Annotated in this window: 16 protein-coding genes; 12 read left to right on the top strand and 4 right to left on the bottom strand. The window is 66.4% G+C overall.

Features of this window, described 5'->3' with window-relative positions:
* Positions 1–295 precede the first annotated feature (295 nt).
* The 10 genes from ACFZAI_RS02255 (at position 296) to lpdA (ending at position 11,731) form a co-directional block, all read left to right on the top strand.
* On the top strand, positions 296–1,531 hold the full coding sequence (locus ACFZAI_RS02255; RefSeq protein ID WP_391565386.1) for a branched-chain amino acid ABC transporter substrate-binding protein: 1,236 nt from the start codon (positions 296–298) through the stop codon (positions 1,529–1,531).
* 168 nt (positions 1,532–1,699) lie between these two features.
* Positions 1,700–2,641, top strand: a complete 942-nt coding sequence (locus ACFZAI_RS02250; RefSeq protein WP_054427054.1) for a branched-chain amino acid ABC transporter permease — start codon at positions 1,700–1,702, stop codon at positions 2,639–2,641.
* Positions 2,638–3,906 carry a branched-chain amino acid ABC transporter permease gene (locus ACFZAI_RS02245; protein ID WP_391565385.1) on the top strand — a complete coding sequence of 423 codons (1,269 nt, stop codon included), beginning with the start codon at positions 2,638–2,640 and terminating at the stop codon, positions 3,904–3,906. The genes ACFZAI_RS02250 and ACFZAI_RS02245 overlap by 4 nt, the downstream gene beginning before the upstream one ends.
* A complete protein-coding gene (locus tag ACFZAI_RS02240; protein WP_391565384.1) occupies positions 3,903–4,655 on the top strand; it encodes an ABC transporter ATP-binding protein in 753 nt (250 codons plus the stop codon). Before ACFZAI_RS02245 ends, ACFZAI_RS02240 begins: the two co-directional genes overlap by 4 nt.
* Positions 4,652–5,431 carry an ABC transporter ATP-binding protein gene (locus tag ACFZAI_RS02235; RefSeq protein WP_391565383.1) on the top strand — a complete coding sequence of 260 codons (780 nt, stop codon included), beginning with the start codon at positions 4,652–4,654 and terminating at the stop codon, positions 5,429–5,431. Before ACFZAI_RS02240 ends, ACFZAI_RS02235 begins: the two co-directional genes overlap by 4 nt.
* 36 nt (positions 5,432–5,467) lie before the next feature.
* Positions 5,468–6,256 carry an SDR family NAD(P)-dependent oxidoreductase gene (locus tag ACFZAI_RS02230; RefSeq protein WP_391565382.1) on the top strand — a complete coding sequence of 263 codons (789 nt, stop codon included), beginning with the start codon at positions 5,468–5,470 and terminating at the stop codon, positions 6,254–6,256.
* A gap of 37 nt (positions 6,257–6,293) precedes the next feature.
* Complete coding sequence (locus tag ACFZAI_RS02225; RefSeq protein ID WP_391565381.1) at positions 6,294–8,477, top strand: thiamine pyrophosphate-dependent enzyme; 2,184 nt, start codon at positions 6,294–6,296, stop codon at positions 8,475–8,477.
* On the top strand, positions 8,474–8,962 hold the full coding sequence (locus tag ACFZAI_RS02220) for a VOC family protein (protein ID WP_391565380.1): 489 nt from the start codon (positions 8,474–8,476) through the stop codon (positions 8,960–8,962). Before ACFZAI_RS02225 ends, ACFZAI_RS02220 begins: the two co-directional genes overlap by 4 nt.
* Positions 8,963–8,972: 10 nt before the next feature.
* Positions 8,973–10,325: a pyruvate dehydrogenase complex dihydrolipoamide acetyltransferase gene (locus ACFZAI_RS02215; protein ID WP_391565379.1), complete on the top strand. Its 1,353-nt coding sequence runs from the start codon at positions 8,973–8,975 to the stop codon at positions 10,323–10,325.
* 8 nt (positions 10,326–10,333) lie between these two features.
* The gene (lpdA, locus tag ACFZAI_RS02210) at positions 10,334–11,731 is read left to right on the top strand and encodes a dihydrolipoyl dehydrogenase (RefSeq protein ID WP_391565378.1); all 1,398 of its coding nucleotides are present in this window, start codon (positions 10,334–10,336) and stop codon (positions 11,729–11,731) included.
* Between the two features lie 59 nt (positions 11,732–11,790).
* Here the strand turns inward: lpdA and ACFZAI_RS02205 are convergent, their stop codons facing one another.
* From ACFZAI_RS02205 to ACFZAI_RS02190, 4 genes are all read right to left on the bottom strand, one after another.
* Positions 11,791–12,672, bottom strand: a complete 882-nt coding sequence (locus ACFZAI_RS02205) for a LysR substrate-binding domain-containing protein (protein WP_391565377.1) — start codon at positions 12,670–12,672, stop codon at positions 11,791–11,793.
* Between the two features lie 147 nt (positions 12,673–12,819).
* Entirely contained in the window at positions 12,820–14,688 is a 1,869-nt protein-coding gene (gene ilvD, locus ACFZAI_RS02200; protein WP_391565376.1) for a dihydroxy-acid dehydratase, read from the bottom strand.
* 124 nt (positions 14,689–14,812) lie between these two features.
* Positions 14,813–15,652 carry an AraC family transcriptional regulator gene (locus ACFZAI_RS02195; RefSeq protein WP_391565375.1) on the bottom strand — a complete coding sequence of 280 codons (840 nt, stop codon included), beginning with the start codon at positions 15,650–15,652 and terminating at the stop codon, positions 14,813–14,815.
* Positions 15,653–15,782: 130 nt separating this feature from the next.
* A complete protein-coding gene (locus tag ACFZAI_RS02190) occupies positions 15,783–16,673 on the bottom strand; it encodes a LysR family transcriptional regulator (protein WP_391565374.1) in 891 nt (296 codons plus the stop codon).
* Between the two features lie 123 nt (positions 16,674–16,796).
* On the opposite strand from ACFZAI_RS02190, the gene ACFZAI_RS02185 reads away from it, so the two are divergent.
* Positions 16,797–17,342 (top strand): GNAT family N-acetyltransferase, encoded by a 546-nt coding sequence (locus ACFZAI_RS02185; protein ID WP_391565373.1) that lies wholly within the window; start codon positions 16,797–16,799, stop codon positions 17,340–17,342.
* Positions 17,339–18,526 (top strand): MFS transporter, encoded by a 1,188-nt coding sequence (locus tag ACFZAI_RS02180; protein WP_391565372.1) that lies wholly within the window; start codon positions 17,339–17,341, stop codon positions 18,524–18,526. The genes ACFZAI_RS02185 and ACFZAI_RS02180 overlap by 4 nt, the downstream gene beginning before the upstream one ends.
* The last annotated feature ends 252 nt before the right edge of the window (positions 18,527–18,778 follow it).

Here is an 18,778-nt window from a genome sequence, read left to right as displayed (position 1 = left end):
GAAAATCGCTTGCCCTATGATTTATCGGACAACTTAATAAAGTTGCCTGACAACTTATTCCGAAAGCGTAAATCAAGTCACGTTTTCAGGCAAGCCAGTCAGCAAAAACAAGGCCGAGCGCCGCAAAACAGGCAGGAGACAACAGGGTGAATACCACCGGCAGCACGACCGTATTCGCCCCTATCTCGCGGTTATCCCCTCCCCCTTGCACGACTCCCAGCCACACAAGAGCCGCCACCAAGCGCGCTTGATCGACTCACGCACTTACCACTCCCGTTCCACGGAGGAGACACGCATGAAATTGGCTTTCACCACCGGCCTGCTGTGCCTGGCCGGCTTTGCCGCATCGGCGCACGCCGCGCCCGTCAAGATCGGTCTGATCGAAACCTTGTCCGGCCCGCAAGCGTCCACCGGCCTGATGTTCCGCGCCGCCGTCAAATACGAGCTGGACCGCATCAACGCCGCGGGCGGCTGGAACGGCCAGCCGCTGGAACTGGTTGAGTTCGACAACCAGGGCGGCCCCGTCGGCGCGTCCGACCGCTTCCGCGCCGCGGCCGCCGAAGGCGTGCAGGTGCTGGTGCAGGGGTCGTCGTCCGCCATCTCGGGGCAACTGACCGAAGACGTGCGCAAACACAATCTGCGCAATCCCGGCAAGGAAGTCGTGTTCCTGAACGTGGGCGGCGAAGCCCTGGAACTGACCGGCCAGAAGTGCCACTTCTATCACTTCCGTTTCACCACCAACGCCGACCTGCGCGTGAAGTCGCTGGCCTCCGTGATGTCGGCCGACGGCACGCTGGGCAAGCGCGTGTACGCCATCAACCAGAACTATTCCTGGGGCCAGGACATGGAAGGCGCCACCGAGCGCTTCGCCAAGCAGTACGGCTACGAAGTGGTGGGCAAGACGCTGCACGAAGTCAACAAGATCCAGGACTTCGCGCCCTACGTTGCGCGCATCCGCTCGGCCACGCCCGACACCGTCATCACCGGCAACTGGTCCAACGACCTGCTGCTGTTGATGAAGGCCACGCAAGCCGCCGGCCTGAAGGTGCGCTTCGCCACCGTGTTCCTGGACCAGGTGGGCAACCTGGCCAACGCCGGCGACGTCGCGCTGGGCCACTACATCGCCCACCCGTACAACATTGAAGCCGCGGGCGAAGAAGGCGCGAAGTTCGCCGAGGACTACAAGTCCAAGACCGGCCACTACCCCAGCTACACCGAACCGCAAACCGTGATCGGCGTGCGCTTCCTGGGTGAAGCGCTGAAGCAGGTGCAGCCCAAGGACGGCAAGCTGTCCGTGCCGGAACTGGCCAAGGCCCTGGAGAAGGTCACGTACACGTCGGCGCTGGGCGCCTACACGATGCGCGCCGAAGACCACCAGGTGCAGTTGCCGATGGTGGTGTCGAAAGTGAGCAAGAACGCCAAGTACAAGGCCGACGGCACGGACATGGGCTTTGAGCCGGTGAAGGTGTTGGCGGCGGCGGACGTGTCGGCGCCGGTGCAGGAAACCTGCAAGATGCAGCGGCCGAATTAAGAACGGGATGATGGGTTGCGCGCGCCTGGCCAACGACACCTGGCCGCGCGTGCGCAACGCCTCATCACCCAGCCCCAATAAGCGCACTCCCGGCGCGGGCCGGAAAAACAACGTGCGCAATCGCTCGCAAGACGCCTGAGGTCTTAGCGCAAGAATTATGGAGCGGACATGGAATACTTTACCGTCTCGCTGTTGAACGGCGTGATTTACGGCCTGCTGCTATTCATGGTGTCGGCAGGCCTGACACTGATTTTCGGGATGATGGGCGTGCTGAATTTTGCGCACGCCTCGTTCTACATGATTGGCGCCTACGCCGCCTATACGCTGACGCCCGTCACCGGTTTCTGGGTGGCGCTGGTGCTGGCGACGATTATCTCGGGCGTGCTGGGCATGGGCGTTGAACGCTTCTTCCTGCGCCGCGTCCACAAGTTCGGCCACGCGCAAGAGCTGCTGGTGACCTTCGGCCTGGCGTTCATTGTGGCCGAGCTGATCAAGCTGTTCTACGGTGACTTCCCCGTGGACTACCGCGTGCCGCAATTCCTGAACTTCGCGGCCTTCCGCGTGTTCGATGCGGACTACCCCTTCTACCGCCTCTTGATGGGCGGCGTGTCGCTGGCGATGTTCGCCGTCATCTACCTGCTGCTGTCGCGCACCCGCGTGGGCATTGTCGTGCGCTCGGCCATCTACCGGCCGCGCATGGCCGAAGCGCTGGGCCACAACGTGCCGCTCGTGTTCATGAGCGTGTTCGGCGTGGGCGCCGCCATGGCCGGCCTGGCCGGCGCCGTGGCGGGCGCGTTCTACACCACCAACCCCAACATGGCGCTTGAGCTCGGCGTGCTGGTGTTTGTGGTGGTGGTCGTGGGCGGACTCGGTTCGCTGGAAGGCGCCATGATTGCGTCGCTGCTGATCGGCCTGATCAGTTCGTTCTCGGTCGGTATCGACGCCAGCCTGGCGTCCCTGTTCGGCCTGTTCGGCGCGGGCGAGTGGGCGGAAAGCGTGGGCGGTTTGATGACCGTGAAGATTTCCAGCCTGGCCGCCACCCTGCCCTTCCTGCTGATGCTGGTGGTGCTGCTGGTCAAGCCGTCGGGCCTGAAGGGAGAGCAGGCATGAGCCAAACCCGTAAAGCCTCTGGCGCCTTGTTGTTGATCGCGTGTGTGGCGGCGCTGTGCGCGCTGCCCTGGCTGCTGCCTCCGGGCCAGCTGGTGGCGGCCGTGCAGATGCTGATCGCCGCGCTGTTTGCCTGCGCGTTCAATCTGTTGGCGGGCCAGGGCGGCATGCTGTCCTTTGGCCACGCCGCGTACTTTGGCGTAGGCACGTTCGCGACCATTCACGCGATGAATGCGTTGGGTGGCGCGGGCCTCTTGCCCACGCCGCTGATGCCGCTGGTGGGCGGCGTGGCCGGGCTGCTGTTCGGCTTGGTCGCCGGCTGGTTCGCCACCATGCGTTCCGGCGTGTATTTTTCGATGATCACCCTGGCGCTGGCCGAACTGCTGCACGCATTGGCCCCGCACCTGAAAGGCGTGTTCGGCGGCGAAGCGGGCGTGTCCGCCATGCGCATGCCGGCATGGGGCGTCACCTTCGGCTCCGACATCGAGGTGTACTTCCTGGTGCTGGCCTGGGTGCTGATCTCGCTGGCCGCACTCTATGGCCTGACCCGCACGCCGCTGGGCCGGCTGACGCTGGGCTTGCGTGAAAACGCCAACCGCCTGCGCTACCTGGGTTATCGCCCGCATGCGCTGAAGACGATGGTGTTTGCGTTGTCGGCCATGTTCGCGGGCATCGCGGGCGGTTTGCAGGCCTTGAACATCGAGGCCGGCAACTACGTGCTGTTCGAGGTCAAGCTGTCGACCGATGCCGTGCTGTTCGCCTACATCGGCGGCGTGAACGCCTTCCTGGGGCCGGTGCTGGGCGCGTCGATCCTGACGTTCCTGTCGCAAACGCTGGCCGACATCACGCGGTCGTGGCTGCTGTATCAAGGCATTCTGTTTGTGCTGGTGATGCTGTTTGTGCCGGATGGCCTGGTGGGTCTGGTGCAACGCGCCGCCAAGTCGCTGCGCGAACGCGGTCTGGCCAACTGGCTGCCGCGCGCCATCGTGTCGGTGGTGGGAGGCCTGCTGCTGACCGCCGCCACGGTCTTCTCGGTAGAGCTCTTGCAACGCATGTTCGCGCGTGACTACCGAGCGCTGCTCGCCATGAACCCCGACGCCGGCTGGCCCGCCATTTCCCTATTCGGCCACGACTGGGCGCCGCTTGCGGTCTCGACCTGGCTGATTCCGGTGGCGCTGTTCGCCGCGGGCCTGTTGGCTTGCCGCTGGGCGTTGGCCATGTGGCGTAACGACGGCGATGCCGCCCCTGTGCTGGAGCCCGCAAAATGAGCCACGAGATCCTGACCCTGACCGACGTGCGCAAGTCCTTTGGCGAAGCGCAGATCATCCGCGGCGTGAACCTGGCGATTCAAGCCGGTGAACGTCACGCCGTCATCGGCCCCAATGGCGCGGGCAAGTCCACGCTGTTCCACCTGATGTCGGGTTCGTTTGCGCCCACGTCGGGCGACATCAACCTGCGTTCGCGCTCCATTGGCGGCCTGGCCCCCGAAGCCATCAACCGGCTGGGCCTGGCGCGATCGTTTCAAATCACCAACGTGTTCCCGCGCTTGTCCGTGCGCGAAAACCTGCGCCTGGCGGTGCTGCGCATGCACGGGCTGGTCTACAACTTCTGGCGCCCCATTGCACGCCACCGCGCCGTCAACGAAGACGTGGACCGTCTGCTGGAAAGGGTGCGGCTGACGGCCAAGCAGGCCACCGCCGCCGGCGACCTGAACTACTCCGAACAGCGCTCGCTGGAAATCGGCATGACGCTGGCCTCGCGCCCGAAAGTCATCTTGCTGGACGAGCCGATGGCCGGCATGTCGCAACACGAAGTCGACTACACGGTAGAACTCATCAAAGACGTGACGCGCGACTGCACCTTGCTGATCGTCGAACACGATATGCAAGTGGTGTTCTCGCTGGCCGACCGCATCAGCGTGCTGGTCTATGGCGAAATTCTGGCCACCGGCACCCCCGCCGACATTCGCGGCGACGCCCGCGTGCGCGAAGCCTACCTGGGAGAGGAAACGGTATGACGACGACATCCCCCGCGCACGCCCCTGTGCACGCCCCTGTGCATTCCTCCGCGCATTCCTCCGCGCCTTCCCCCCTGCTCAGCCTGCACGGCGTGCACGCCCATTACGGCAAGAGCCACATCCTGCATGGCATCGACTTGTCCATCGGGCAAGGCGAAGTCGTCAGCCTGCTGGGCCGCAACGGCGCGGGCCGCTCGACCACCATGAAAAGCATCATGGGCCTGGTGGACGTGACGGGCGGGCGCATCGCCATTGAAGGGCGCGACATCACCAACAAGCGCCCCTTCGAAATTGCCCGCGCAGGCGTGGGCTTTGTGCCCGAAGAACGCGAAGTCTTCGCCAACCTGACCGTGGACGAAAACCTGCGCATGGGCGAACAGCCCAAGCGCGACGACGCGCCCTACTGGACGGTCGCGCAGATGTTCGACTACTTCCCGCGCTTGAAGGAACGCAGCAACACCAAGGCCGGCAACCTGTCGGGCGGCGAGCAGCAGATGCTGACCATGTGCCGTTCGCTGCTGGGCAACCCCAAGGTGATGCTGATCGACGAACCCACCGAAGGGCTGGCGCCGAAGATCGTGGAAGTGATCGCCGACGTCATCCGCGATATCCACAAGCGCGGCGTGTCCGTCGTGCTGGTGGAGCAGAAGCTGACGATTGCGCTGAAGGTATCCACGCGCGTCAGCGTCATGGGCCACGGCCGCATCGTGTTCGAAGGACCGCCCGCGCAGTTGCATGAGCGCCAGGACGTCGTCCAGGAATGGCTGGCGGTCTGACCCCGCCATCACGTAACCCCTCTACAGGTAACCCTCTTGGACAACCCTACCGAAGTCATCCATAGCGACCTGCGCGGCCAGTCGGTCGTGATTACCGGCGGCGCCAAAGGCATCGGCTTTTCCACCGCGCAGGCCTTTGTGCGCCAAGGCGCACGCGTGGCGCTGCTGGACATGGACGCGGCGGCGCTGGACGCCGCTGTGGCGGAACTGAAAGCGGCGGGCGGTGAGGCCCTGGCCGTGCAGGCATCCGTGACGGATGCCGACGCCGTGGAGCGCGCGTTCGCGCAAGTCGAACAGGCCTGGGGCGGCATCGGCGTGCTGGTCAATAACGCCGGCATCTCGGCCAACAAGCCCACGCTGGAAGTCACCGTGGACGAATGGCGGCGTGCGGTCGACATCAACCTGACCGGCGTGTTCCTGTGCGCGCAGGCCGCCGGCCGCCGCATGGTGCCGGCAGGCGCGGGCAGCATCATCAACCTGGCCTCGATGTACGGCGTGGTGGCCGCGCCCGACCGCGCCGCCTACTGCGCCACCAAGGGCGCGGTGGTGCTGCTGACCGAAACGCTGGCCGTCGAATGGGGCCCGATGGGCGTGCGCGTGAACGCGCTGGCGCCCGGCTACGTTGAGACCGATCTCGTGCGCGACCTGGCCGCGCGCGGCCGCCTGGACCCTGAACGCCTGAAGCAGCGCACGCCGCTGCGCCGCATGGCTCAGCCGGCAGAAATGGCCGACCTGGCGGTCTTCCTGGCATCGCGCCAGGCCGCCTACATCACCGGACACACCCTGGTGGCCGACGGCGGCTGGAGCCGCTACAGCTACCTCTAACCGCACCGACGCTTAAAAACATTCTGGAGATTCACTCATGGCCACCTACCAACCGCTTGAGCCCCAAGCGCCCTGGCGGCAACTGACGGTCGAGGCTCGCGACTGGCAGCAGGCGGACCCCGCCCTGCTCGGCACGATGCTGACTCAGCTGCACTGGATTCGCGCCTTTGAAGAGGCTGTGCTGGACCTGGCCGCCGAAGGCCTGGTGCACGGCCCCGCGCACTCGTCGGTCGGCCAGGAAGGCGGCGCCGTCGGTTCGGTGCTGGCGCTCGGCGCCGGCGACCAGATCAATGGCTCGCATCGCGGCCACCATCAGTTTCTGGCCAAGGCCTTGCAGCACGTCGCCCCGCTGGGCCTGGACCCGCGCAACCCGCTCACGCCCGCCATCGATGACGTCCTGCAAAAGACGCTGGCCGAAATCATGGGGCTGGCGCAAGGCTATTGCCGCGGCCGTGGGGGCAGCATGCACTTGCGCTGGCTGGAAGCCGGCGCGCTGGGCACCAACGCCATCGTGGGCGGCGGCGTGCCGCTGGCGGCGGGTGCCGGCTGGGCGCACAAGCACGCTGGCACCGACCGCGTGGCCGTCACGTACTTTGGTGACGGCGCGGTCAACATCGGTTCGGTACTGGAAACGATGAACCTGACCGCCGCGTGGAAAACGCCGCTGTGCTTCTTCATCGAAAACAACCGCTACGCGGTGTCGACGACGGTGGAAGAATCCACCGCCGAACCGCGCCTGTCCGCACGCGGCCTGGCGTTCAACATTCCGTCTTGGAAGGTTGACGGCATGGACCCGCTGGCCGTGCATCTGGCCATGTCGGAAGCCGTGGCGCACATGCGCGCGGGTAACGGCCCGACCATCGTTGAAGTGGATGTGTACCGCTTCTTCCACCAGAACGGCCCCTTCCCCGGCAGCGCCTTCGGCTATCGCTCGAAAGACGAAGAAGCGCAGTGGCGCCGCCGCGATCCCCTGGACAAGATCGCTACCGAAATGATCGGCCGCCAGCTGATCACGCAAGCCGAAGTGGACGCGCTGCGTCAACGCTGCAAGGACGTCATGAAAGACGTGTGCGGCCGCCTGACCGAAGCGGCCGACGGCGGCAAGCGCCGCGTTCGCGCCGACCTCTGGCCCAGCCCCGACTTCCGCGACGTCGGCTTGCGCAGCGACGGCTCGGAACTGGCCGGCCTGCGCTACCAGGACGCCGATGACTACACGGGCGCAAAGGTCGAACGCAAGTTCGTCGACGCCGTCGCCGACGTGCTGGACCGCCGCATGGAAACGGATGGCGGCGTCGTCGTGCTGGGCGAAGACGTGCACCGCCTGAAGGGCGGCACCAACGGCGCCACGCGCGGCCTGAAAGATAAATACCCCGACCGCGTGCTGGGCACCCCGATCTCTGAAAACGCCTTCGCCGGCCTGGGTGGCGGGCTGGCGATGGACGGGCGCTACAAGCCCATCGTTGAATTCATGTACCCCGACTTCATGTGGGTGGCGGCCGACCAGATCTTCAACCAGATCGGCAAGGCCCGCCACATGTTCGGCGGCGACATCGACGTGCCTTTCGTGCTGCGCACCAAGGTCGCGATGGGCACGGGCTACGGCTCGCAGCACTCGATGGACCCGGCCGGCATTTTCGCCACCGCGCCGGGCTGGCGCATCGTCGCCCCGTCCACGCCGTACGACTACGTGGGCCTGATGAACACCGCGCTGGCCTCCAAGGACCCGGTGCTGGTCATCGAACACGTGGACCTGTATGCGTCGTCGGGCGAGGTGGCCGACGGCGACTTGGATTACGCCATTCCGTTTGGCAAAGCCCGCGTGCGCCGCACGGGCGGCAAAGTCACCATCCTGACCTATCTGGCGATGGTGGGCCGCGCGTTAAAGGCCGCCGAGGAAGCGGGCGTGGACGCCGAGGTCATCGACCTGCGCACGCTGGACCGCGCCAGCCTGGACTGGGACACCATCGGCGCCAGCATCCAGAAGACCAACAACGTGCTGATCGTGGAGCAAGGCGCGCGCGGCACGTCGTATGGCGCGATGCTGTCCGATGAAATCCAGCGCCGCTATTTCGACTGGCTGGACCAGCCGATCAAGCGCGTCACGGGCGGCGAAGCGTCGCCCAGCATTTCGAAGGTGCTGGAACGCGCGGCGTTCGCCGACACCGAAGAAGTGCTGGCGGGCTTGGCCGACGTGCTGGCCGATCTGGGAGAGCAAGCATGAGCGCGCTGCGCATGACGGTGCCGATGGAAGTCGGCATCTGCTGCCAGAACCTGGACGCACTGCTGGCGTTCTACACCGACGTCGTCGGCCTGACGCTCGTCAACCGAGTGACGGTGCCCGCCGACAAGGCGCGCGCCACCGGCCTGACCGCGCACGGCTACGACGTGGCGCGCTTGCAGACGCCGTACGGCGAACGCATCAAGCTGCTGCAACCCAGCGTGGCGCCCGACACCGCCGTGCGCGGCGAGGCCATACTCGACCGCCAGGGCGCTACCTACCTGACCTTCATCGTGCGCGATCTGGCGGGCGTGGTGCGCAGCCTGCAAGCCAAGGGCGTGGTGTTCGACAGCGCGCCCGCACCGATGGAAGTGCGCGCTGGCACGTGGCTCGCATTCTTCCGCGACCCCGAAGGCAACGTGCTGGAACTGGTCGAATACGACGACCCCGCCGCCTACCGGCCCGACCTGGCCGCCGCCGCAAACTAGGACGACTATCGTGGCACACCTTATCAAGCTCCCTTCCGTTGCCGCCGACACCTCGGGCGGCAACCTGCACCAGTGGCTCAAGAAAGAAGGCGACACGGTCGCCGTCGGCGATGCGCTGGCGGAAATCGAAACCGAAAAAGCCATTGTCGAAATCAACGCCGAGCATGCGGGCGTGCTGGGCCGCATCGTCGTCCCGGCGGGCGCGGCGTCGGTGCCGATCAATACGGTCATAGGCGTGTTATTGGCTGACGGCGACGACGCCTCGGCGATTGATCGCGTGCTGGCCGAACAGGGCGGCGCGGCGGCATCTCCGGCTGCACCGGCTACGGCATCTGCGGCCGCATCTACGGCTGCATCTACGGCTGCATCTCCGGCTGCATCTCCGGCTGCATCTTCGGCTGCATCTTCGGCTGCATCTACGGTGGCACAGTCGGCCGCATCTTCGGCTGCATCTACCGCTGCAACGTCGGCGGCATCCACCGCCGCCCCCGCCACCAACACCCCGGTGCCAGGCGGACGCCTGTTCGCCAGCCCCTTGGCGCGCCGTCTGGCCGCGCAGTGGCATGTGGACCTGCTGGGCGTCGCCGGCACCGGACCGCATGGCCGCATCGTGCGCCGTGACGTTGAATCCGCACGCGACCGTGCGCCCGTTGCCGCAGTGGCGTCGTCTGCTGGCCGCCCCGCTGCCCGCCGCGTGCCGCACACCGGCATGCGCCGCGCCATCGCCCGCCGCTTGACCGAAAGCAAGCAGAACGTGCCGCACTTCTACCTGTCGGTGGATTGCAAGATGGACGCGCTGCTGGCGCTGCGCGCGCAGGCGAATCATGGCGGCGCGGTGAAGCTGTCGGTCAATGACTTCATCGTGCGCGCGGCGGCACTCGCCTTACGCGAAGTGCCGGAAGTGAATGTCAGCTGGCACGAAGACGCCATCGAATACCACGCGGGCGCCGACATCTCGGTGGCGGTTGCGACCGACGGCGGGCTGGTCACCCCGATCGTGCGCGATGCGGACGTGAAGTCGCTGTCGGCCATCGCGGGCGAAATCGTGGAGCTTGCCGGCCGCGCCAAGATCAACCGCTTGAAGCCCGAAGAGTTCACGGGCGGCTCGCTGACGGTCAGCAACCTGGGCATGTACGGCATCAGCCAGTTCGCGGCCATCATCAACCCGCCGCAGGCCGCCATTCTGGCGGTGGGCGCAGCCGAACGCCGCCCCGTCGTGGCCGAGAACGGCGACCTGGTTGCCGCCACCGTCATGACGGTGACCTTGTCGGCCGATCACCGCGCGGTGGACGGCGCGGTGGGCGCGCGCTGGCTCGCCGCCTTCCGCACCTTGATCGAAAACCCCGTGCGCATTTTGCTGTGAGCCCGACGATGACGAAGAACGTGTTTGATCTGGTCGTCGTCGGCGGCGGCCCTGGCGGCTATGTGGCCGCCATTCGCGGTGCGCAACTGGGCATGTCCGTGGCGCTGGTGGAACGCGCGGAACTTGGCGGCATCTGCCTGAACTGGGGTTGCATTCCCACCAAGGCGCTGCTGCACAGCGCGACGGTGCTGCGCGCCTGCCAAGAGGCCTCGCACTACGGTGTCACGGGCGCGGGCGAAGCCCGGCCTGATCTGGCCGCCATGGTGGCCCGGTCGCGTAAAGTGGCGGGCCGCCTGGGACAAGGCGTGGCGCATTTGATGAAGAAAAACGGCGTGACGGTGTACGCCGCCCGCGCCTCGCTGGCGGGCTCGGGCAAGCTGGCGCTGGATAACGGCACGACGCTATCGGCCAAACACATCATTCTGGCTACCGGCGCGCGCGCCCGCGAATTGCCGGCGCTGCCCGTGGGTGAGCGCATCTGGGCGTATCGCCAGGCCTTGATGCCCACCGAGATCCCGAAGTCGTTGCTGGTCGTCGGCGCAGGCGCCATCGGCGCCGAATTCGCAAGCTTCTACCGCGCAATCGGATCAGACGTCACGCTGATCGACATGACGCCAGAAATCCTGCCGCAGGAAGACGCGGAAATATCGCAGCTGGCGCGCAAGGCATTCGAAAAACAAGGCATCCGCGTGCTGACGCCATGCGCCGTGACGGCGTCGGCGTTGACGGCGACGGGCGTCAACGTGACGCTGGATCAACAGGGCAAGAAGACGGAACTGGAGGTCGACCGCGTCATCGTCGCCGCGGGCATTGTCGGCAACGTCGAAGACCTGGGGCTTGAGAAGACGCGCGTGCGCGTCGAGAAGACCCACATCGTCACCGATAGCTTGTGCCGCACCGCCGAGCCCGGCGTTTACGCCATTGGCGACGTGGCCGGCGCGCCCTGGCTGGCGCACAAAGCCAGCCATGAAGGCGTGCTGTGCGTGGAAGCCATTGCCGGCAAACCCGTGCACGCCATCGACTCGCTGCGCATTCCCGCCTGCACCTATTCGTACCCGCAAGTCGCCAGCATCGGCATGACCGAAGCCCGCGCACGCGAGCACGCGAAGGCAAACGGCGGCGAGATCCGTGTCGGCAAGTTCACCTTCGCCGGCAACGGCAAGGCCATCGCCATGGGCGAAGACCAGGGCTTGGTCAAGACGGTGTTCGACGCGAAATCAGGCGAGCTGCTGGGCGCGCACATCATCCATCCGGAAGCGTCCGAGCTGATCACCGGCTATGGCGTGGCGGCGTCGCTGGAAGCCACGGAGGAAGATCTGATGCACACCGTGTTCGCGCATCCGACGTTGTCGGAGACGTTGCATGAATCGGTGTTGTCGGCCTTCGGAAGGGCGCTGCACGCGTAGAAGGGGTAACGCGCGCGCTCATCATCAAAGATGAAGGGCCGTTCAGCGCGCGCAACCCCTCACACCCGCCCCGCGAAGAAATCCAGAAAGCACGCAATGCGCCGCGACAGCTGCGTATTGCGGTGGTACACGGCATGCATGGGCTGAAGGTGATCGCTATACACGCCCTCCATCACCTTCACCAGCCTGCCCGCCGCAATATCTTCGCGCACCACAAAATCCGACAGGCACGCGATGCCCACGCCGCGGATCGCCAATTGCCGCTGCGTCTCTCCGCTAGAGGTCGCCAAGGTCGGGGTCGCCAGATAACTGGACCCGCCCGCGTGCTTTAACGGCCACACGTTCAGGCTTTCGGGCTGCGTGAAGCCCAGCACCTCGTGGTGGGCAAGATCTTCAACCGTCTCGGGCGCGCCGCGCCGCGCAATGTAATCCGGGCTGGCCATCATCCAGCGCGGCGACGGCCGCAGCGGCCGCGCGTGCAAGGTGGAATCCGTCAGCGGCCCCATGCGGATGGCGACATCGGTGCGATGCTCCATCAGATCCACGATGCGGTCGTTGCTGGTGAGTTCCAGCGCAATCTCGGGATACGCGCGGCGGAACTCCGCCACATGCGGCACCACGCAATGCAGCATCACCGGCACCGACGCATCCACCCGCAAGCGCCCCGCCGGCCGCTGATGCACCATCCGCATGCACTCTTCGGCGTCTTCCAACGACGCGATGATCTGACGCGCCTTCGGCAAAAAATGCGCGCCCTCTTCCGTGAGTTCCATGCGGCGCGTCGTGCGGTTCAGCAGGATCACGCCCAGGTCTTCTTCCAGGCGCGACAAGCCCCGGCTGACCCCCGACGCCGTCTGGCCCAGCATTTCAGCGGCGGCGCTGAGCGACCCGGCATCCACCACGCCCAGGAACACGCGCAATGCATCGGAATTCAAAGCCATGGGGATTTCCTTGCGATAAAAGAAACAGCCTATGGGCTGTAAACGGAATTTACAGCCTTAAAGCGGTAATCAGCATCCGCATGAATGCCACACGAGCCAAACAAAACGGCGCCCAAAGGCGCCGTTCTTTCTACGCGTTCGCCAGCCTTAACGCTTGGCTTTCTGCTTCAGTTGCGACAGGTCGCGCACCGCGCCGCGATCGGCCGACGTGGCCAGGGCCGCGTAGGCCTGCAAGGCTTGCGACACAACGCGTTCGCGTCCAACCGGCTCCCAGCCATCCGCACGCGCGTCCATGGCTGCGCGGCGGCGCGCCAGTTCTTCGTCGGATACGGCCAGATGCATCTTGCGGTTCGGGATGTCGATCTCGATGATGTCGCCTTCTTCCACCAGGCCGATCGTGCCGCCTTCGGCCGCTTCCGGCGAGGCGTGGCCGATCACCAGGCCGGACGAGCCGCCCGAGAAACGGCCGTCGGTGAACAGCGCGCACGTCTTGCCCAAACCCTTGGACTTGAGATAAGACGTGGGGTACAGCATTTCTTGCATGCCCGGGCCGCCCTTGGGGCCTTCGTAGCGGATCACGACCACGTCGCCCGCCACGATCTTGTCGCCCAGGATGCCTTCAACGGCGTCGTCCTGGCTTTCGAACACGCGGGCGCGGCCCGTGAAGACCCATTGCGATTCGTCCACGCCGGCCGTCTTCACAATGCAGCCCTTCTCGGCCAGGTTGCCGTACAGCACGGCCAGGCCGCCGTCCTTCGAGTAGGCGTTTTCCTTGCTGCGAATGCAGCCCGTCTGGCGGTCGGTGTCCAGCGTCAGGAAGGTGGCGTCCTGGCTGAAGGCCACGGTCGTCGGAATGCCGCCGGGGGCTGCGCGATAGAACTTCTGCGCTTCCTCGCCCGCGCCGCCGGCCACGTCCCAGTTCTGAATGGCGTTGCCCAGCGTGCCGCTGTGCACGTTGCCGCAAGACAGGTCCAGCAGGTCGGCGCGCGCCAGTTCACCCAGGATGCCCAGGATGCCGCCTGCGCGGTGCACGTCTTCAATGTGGTACTTGTCGGTGGCAGGCGCCGCCTTGCACAGGCAAGGCACTTTGCGCGAAATGCGGTCGATGTCGGCCATCGTGAAATCCACACCCGCTTCCTGTGCGGCGGCCAGCAAGTGCAGCACGGTGTTGGTGGAACCGCCCATCGCCACGTCCAGCGCCATCGCGTTCTGGAACGCGCTCTTGGTGGCGATGCTGCGCGGCAGAACCGATTCGTCTTCTTCCACGTAGTAGCGGCGGCACAGGTCGACGACCAGGCGGCCGGCTTGTTCGAACAAGCCCTTGCGCCATGCGTGGGTTGCGACGATGGTGCCGTTACCCGGCAGCGCCAGGCCGATGGCTTCGGTCAGGCAGTTCATCGAGTTGGCGGTGAACATGCCGGAACAGGAGCCGCACGTCGGGCAGGCGCTGCGTTCCACTTCGGCCACTTCGGCGTCGGACACCTTCGGGTCGGCGGCCTTGATCATGGCGTCGATCAGGTCGATCTTGGCGATTACTTTGCCGTCGGTCGGCGACTTGACCTTGCCCGCTTCCATCGGGCCGCCAGACACGAACACGACCGGGATGTTCAGGCGCATCGCGGCCATCAGCATCCCCGGGGTGATTTTGTCGCAGTTCGAAATGCAGACCATGGCGTCGGCGCAATGCGCGTTCACCATGTATTCCACCGAGTCGGCGATGAGTTCGCGCGACGGCAGCGAATACAGCATGCCGCCGTGGCCCATGGCGATGCCGTCATCCACGGCGATGGTGTTGAATTCCTTGGCGACGCCGCCTGCGGCTTCGATTTCCTTGGCGACGAGAGCGCCCAAGTCGCGCAGGTGCACGTGGCCCGGCACGAACTGCGTGAACGAGTTCACTACCGCGATAATCGGCTTGCCGAAATCACCGTCCTTCATGCCAGTGGCGCGCCACAAGGCGCGGGCGCCGGCCATGTTGCGGCCGTGGGTCGATGTGCGGGAACGGTAGTGCGGCATGATTTGTCTCGAGTGCTGTTAGCGTGGCGGCAAAACGGTAAATAATACGCTGGATCGGCCCGGGGTTGTCCGATGACCCCACCAATGGCCGCCCCGAGAGCGGCCATTGGCCATCAGGCGGACGTCATTCAGCCGCCTGGCCGCGCGCCGCAAAGGCGCTGGGCGACTCGCCCACCGCGCGGCGAAACATCGCGGCGAAGGCGCTGGGGCTTTCGTACCCCAAGTCCAACGCCACATCCAGCACCCGGGCGCCCCGCGCCAGCCGCTCCATGGCGGCCAGCAGGCGCGCCTGCTGACGCCAGCGGCCGAACGTCATGCCCGTGTGGCGCAAAAACAGCCGGTGCACGGTCTTGGGGTCCACGCCCAATTCCCGCGCCCATTCCGCCGCCCCCGCCTGCCGCTCGGGATGCCGCACGATGGCGCGGCAGATGCGCGCAAGCCGCGGCTCCGCCGGCTGCGGCAAGTGCAGCGGCAGCACGGGTTCCTGACGCATTTCGTCCAGCAACAGCATCATCAGCCGGCCGTCGCGCGTGTCGGGCGCCCAGTCCAGCGGCACGTCGGCGGCGGCCACCATCAGCTCGCGCAGCAGGGGCGAAATCGACAGCACGCAACACTGCGCCGGCAGATGGGCCGCGGCCCCCGGCTCGACGAACACCGTGCGCATGCGCGGCTCGCCACTCATGCGGATGCCGTGCGGCACCCACGCCGGCACCCATACGCCGCGCGTGGGCGGCACGACCCAGATGCCAGCGTCCGTATTCACCACCATCACGCCCGAAATCGCGTAAAGCAACTGGCCGCGCCGATGGCGGTGACGGCGCACGCGGTGGCCATCTTCGTAATCCACCGCCAGGCCCGCGACGGGCGGCCGCGAGGATTCGTACGGGAAAAGATCCAGGCCGGCCGGGGAACGCGCGGGGCTTGGGGTGCTGCGGGTTGGGGTGCTGGGTGGAGTGCTGGGCAAAGTGCTGGGTGGAGTGCTGGGTGGGGTGATGGCTGGGGTGCGGGGTGGCTTGCGGGCTGGCTTGCGGGCTGGCGGCGGGGAGGAAGGCATGAAATGTTCTCGGTGATTCGTGCAGGGCGAGGCGATGCGTTCAGGCGCGCAGCGCCAGCAACGCCTCTTGCAAATGGCGCAGGCCATGGCTGAGCGGCTTGTCTCGCCGAAGCACGATCGCCAGATCGCGCGACAACCGCGGCGTCAGCGACCGCACCACCAGCGCATCGCGCTGGCCCGCAGCGCTCACGGCCAGCTTGGGCAACACCGCGCAACCCAGGCCCGCCGCCACGATCTCTTTCATGGCTTCCGTGCTGCCCAATTCCATGACGGGCTTGGCGGCGACACCCGCCGCCTCAAACCAATCATCCACCAGCCGGCGCGTGCGGGCGCCCGGCTCGAACAGCACCAGCGGACGCAGCGCCAACGTCTGCGGCGTGACCACGGCGGGAATGCCGCCCGGGTCACTTGCGGGAAAGATCGCCACAAACTCGTCCTCCATCACGGGGGTGACCTGAAACATGCGGCCGGGCGCGGGCAAGGTCACCAGCCCCATGTCCAGCGTGTTGTTCTCCAGGGCGCGCAGCATGTCGGCGGTATTGCCGGTGCTGGCCACGACGTCCAGCGCAGGAAAGCGGCGGCGCAACTCCGCCAGCACGGGCGGCAGCAAATACGTGCAGGCGGTGGCGCCCGTGCCCAGCCGGATTCGGCCAGACACCTGCGACGCATGCGCCGTCATCGCCTGCTCGGCCTGCGCCAAAGCGGCGTCGATCACGCGGATGTGCGTCAGCAACTCCAGCCCCGCCGCGGTCGGCCCGGCGCGGCGGCCAATGCGCTCGACCAGCTTCAAGCCGAAGCGCCGTTCCAGCTGACGGATCTGCAAGCTGACGGCGGGCTGCGTCACGCCGCCCCGCTCGGCGGCGGCGGAAAAGCTGCCTAGTTCCACCACCAGCGCAAAGGTGCGCAGGTGGTCCAGGTTCAGGCCTCGCATGGCGTCTACCCAAAGTTTTTCTTATAAAAACGATAACAGACCAAAGCTTTATTAATGCCAGCACTTGCTCCACACTGGCGGCTGCTGCTTTGCCCTTCCCCCTAGACCTCGCCGGCCCTTTTCATGTCGCCCAACACCCCCACCATCCTCATCCGCGACAGCGCGGAAGCCGACCTGCCCGCCATCAAGACCATCTACGCGCACCACGTCGAACACGGCACCGCCTCATTCGAACTGGACCCGCCGTCCATCTCGGAAATGCGCACGCGCCGCGCGGGCGTGCTGGAAAAGGAAATGCCGTATCTGGTCGCCGAGATCAATGGCGAAGTCGTGGGCTACGGCTACGTGACGGCATACCGCCCGCGCCCCGCCTACCGCCACACCGTCGAAGATTCCGTCTACGTCAAAGCGGGCCGCGCGGGCCTGGGCATCGGCGGCAAGCTGCTGGCCGCGCTGATCGAACGCTGCACCGCCGCCGGCTGGCGCCAGATGCTGGCCGTGGTGGGTGACAGCCGCAACGCGGCATCGCTGGCGCTACACGCCGCCCAAGGCTTTCATCCGGTCGGCACGCTGCGATCCGTGGGCCACAAGCACGGCGAATGGCGCGACACCGTCCTCATGCAACGCAGCCTGGGCGAAGGCGACACCACACCGCCGCAACGGCCGTGATTGCCCCCCGCGCCATCGTCTGCCTGGGCCTGACGCAACTGATCGGCTGGGGCGTTACGTTCTACCTGATCGGCGCGCTGGGCCCCGCCATGACGGCCGACCTGGGCTGGAACGCCGCCACCGTCTACGGCGGCTTCTCGGCCGCCATCGTGACCATGGCGCTGGTGTCGCCACTGGCCGGCGCGGCAGTTGACCGCTGGGGCGGCCACCGCGTCATGCCGGTGGGCGCCGTCATCGCCGCCTTGGGTTGCGCGTTGCTTGCCGCCGCGCACCACGTGCCGGTGTATTTCATGGCCTGGCTGCTGCTGGGCCTCGGCATGCGCCTCTGCCTGTACGACGCCGCCTTCGCCTCGCTCGCCCGCGCCGCCGGCCCCACCGCGCGCCGCCCCATGTCGCAGATCACGCTGTTCGGCGGCTTGGCGTCCACCGTGATGTGGCCAGTGGGCCACGCGCTATCAGACGCGCTGGGCTGGCGCGGCGCGGTCGTCGTCTACGCCGCCCTGGCGCTGGCCACCGTGCCGCTCTACCTGGCGCTGCCGCGCGGCCGCTACACCGCCTCCGCCTCCACCGCGAAACAGACCAGCACCGGCCTTACCCGCACGCCCACGGAACGGCGGCTCGCCGGCACCCTGTACGCCGTGATCGCCATGCTGACCAACTTCCTTGCCGCCGGCAACGCCGCCCATTTGATCTCGCTACTGTCAGGGCTGGGCCTGGCCAGCGCCGCCGCCGTCACCGTCGCCGCGCTATGGGGCGTAGGCCAATTCACCGCCCGCGTCGCCGACGTGATGCTGGGATCAAGGCTGCACCCGCTGACGCTGACCCTGGCCGTCACCGCCCTGTTGCCACTGTGCTTTTTGCTGGCGCTGCTATCGCGCGGCAACCTCTACGCCACCGCAGCCTACGCCCTGCTCTACGGCGCTTGCAACGGCCTGCTGACCATCACTCGCGGCACGCTGCCGCTGGCGCTGTTCGATTTCCGCAGCTACGGAGCCTTGGTAGGCGCACTGCTGATCCCCAGCTTCCTGCTCACCGCGACGGCGCCGGTGGCGTACGCCTTCGTCATCGATACCCACGGCGCGTCGACCGCGATGGCGATATCAATGGTGCTAGCGGCAGCCATTGCGGCGGCCGCGTTTACATTGCGATGGGAGTTTATTGGGCGGGTGGATGCGAGAGCATGAATTCGGCCAGGAACAGTAATAAGTCGCGAAATGCGAAGCGCCATCCCCCCGACGCCAGACACCGCGTAAGCCCCACGAGGCCGCCGGCGCGGCCGGCATGGGGCGGGCCCCGCAAGATATTCCTCACTCACCCCACCGGTGAGTAGCACCCTAAGCAAGCCGATCGCCCCAGCTGACGTCCGATGGCCGCTAACGAAGCCTGGGGTGTCGGCGGCCTGCGGGGCGCGGGGCGTCGATAAGCCCGAGGGAATC

The organism is Achromobacter sp. NPDC008082, assembly GCF_042957345.1.
Taxonomy (GTDB): Bacteria; Pseudomonadota; Gammaproteobacteria; order Burkholderiales; family Burkholderiaceae_B; genus Achromobacter; species Achromobacter kerstersii_A.
The sequence above is the reverse complement of the archived record's forward strand: the minus strand, read 5'-3'. Positions and strand labels throughout refer to the sequence as shown.

Bases quoted from the DNA above. Each gene is read 5' to 3' on its own strand.
- ACFZAI_RS02255 (WP_391565386.1), top strand. From the start codon at position 296: ATGAAATTGGCTTTCACCACCGGCCTGCTGTGCCTGGCCGGCTTTGCC.
- ACFZAI_RS02250 (WP_054427054.1), top strand. From the start codon at position 1,700: ATGGAATACTTTACCGTCTCGCTGTTGAACGGCGTGATTTACGGCCTG.
- ACFZAI_RS02245 (WP_391565385.1), top strand. From the start codon at position 2,638: ATGAGCCAAACCCGTAAAGCCTCTGGCGCCTTGTTGTTGATCGCGTGT.
- ACFZAI_RS02240 (WP_391565384.1), top strand. From the start codon at position 3,903: ATGAGCCACGAGATCCTGACCCTGACCGACGTGCGCAAGTCCTTTGGC.
- ACFZAI_RS02235 (WP_391565383.1), top strand. From the start codon at position 4,652: ATGACGACGACATCCCCCGCGCACGCCCCTGTGCACGCCCCTGTGCAT.
- ACFZAI_RS02225 (WP_391565381.1), top strand. From the start codon at position 6,294: ATGGCCACCTACCAACCGCTTGAGCCCCAAGCGCCCTGGCGGCAACTG.
- ACFZAI_RS02220 (WP_391565380.1), top strand. From the start codon at position 8,474: ATGAGCGCGCTGCGCATGACGGTGCCGATGGAAGTCGGCATCTGCTGC.
- lpdA (WP_391565378.1), top strand. From the start codon at position 10,334: ATGACGAAGAACGTGTTTGATCTGGTCGTCGTCGGCGGCGGCCCTGGC.
- ACFZAI_RS02205 (WP_391565377.1), bottom strand. From the start codon at position 12,672: ATGGCTTTGAATTCCGATGCATTGCGCGTGTTCCTGGGCGTGGTGGAT.
- ilvD (WP_391565376.1), bottom strand. From the start codon at position 14,688: ATGCCGCACTACCGTTCCCGCACATCGACCCACGGCCGCAACATGGCC.
- ACFZAI_RS02190 (WP_391565374.1), bottom strand. From the start codon at position 16,673: ATGCGAGGCCTGAACCTGGACCACCTGCGCACCTTTGCGCTGGTGGTG.
- ACFZAI_RS02185 (WP_391565373.1), top strand. From the start codon at position 16,797: ATGTCGCCCAACACCCCCACCATCCTCATCCGCGACAGCGCGGAAGCC.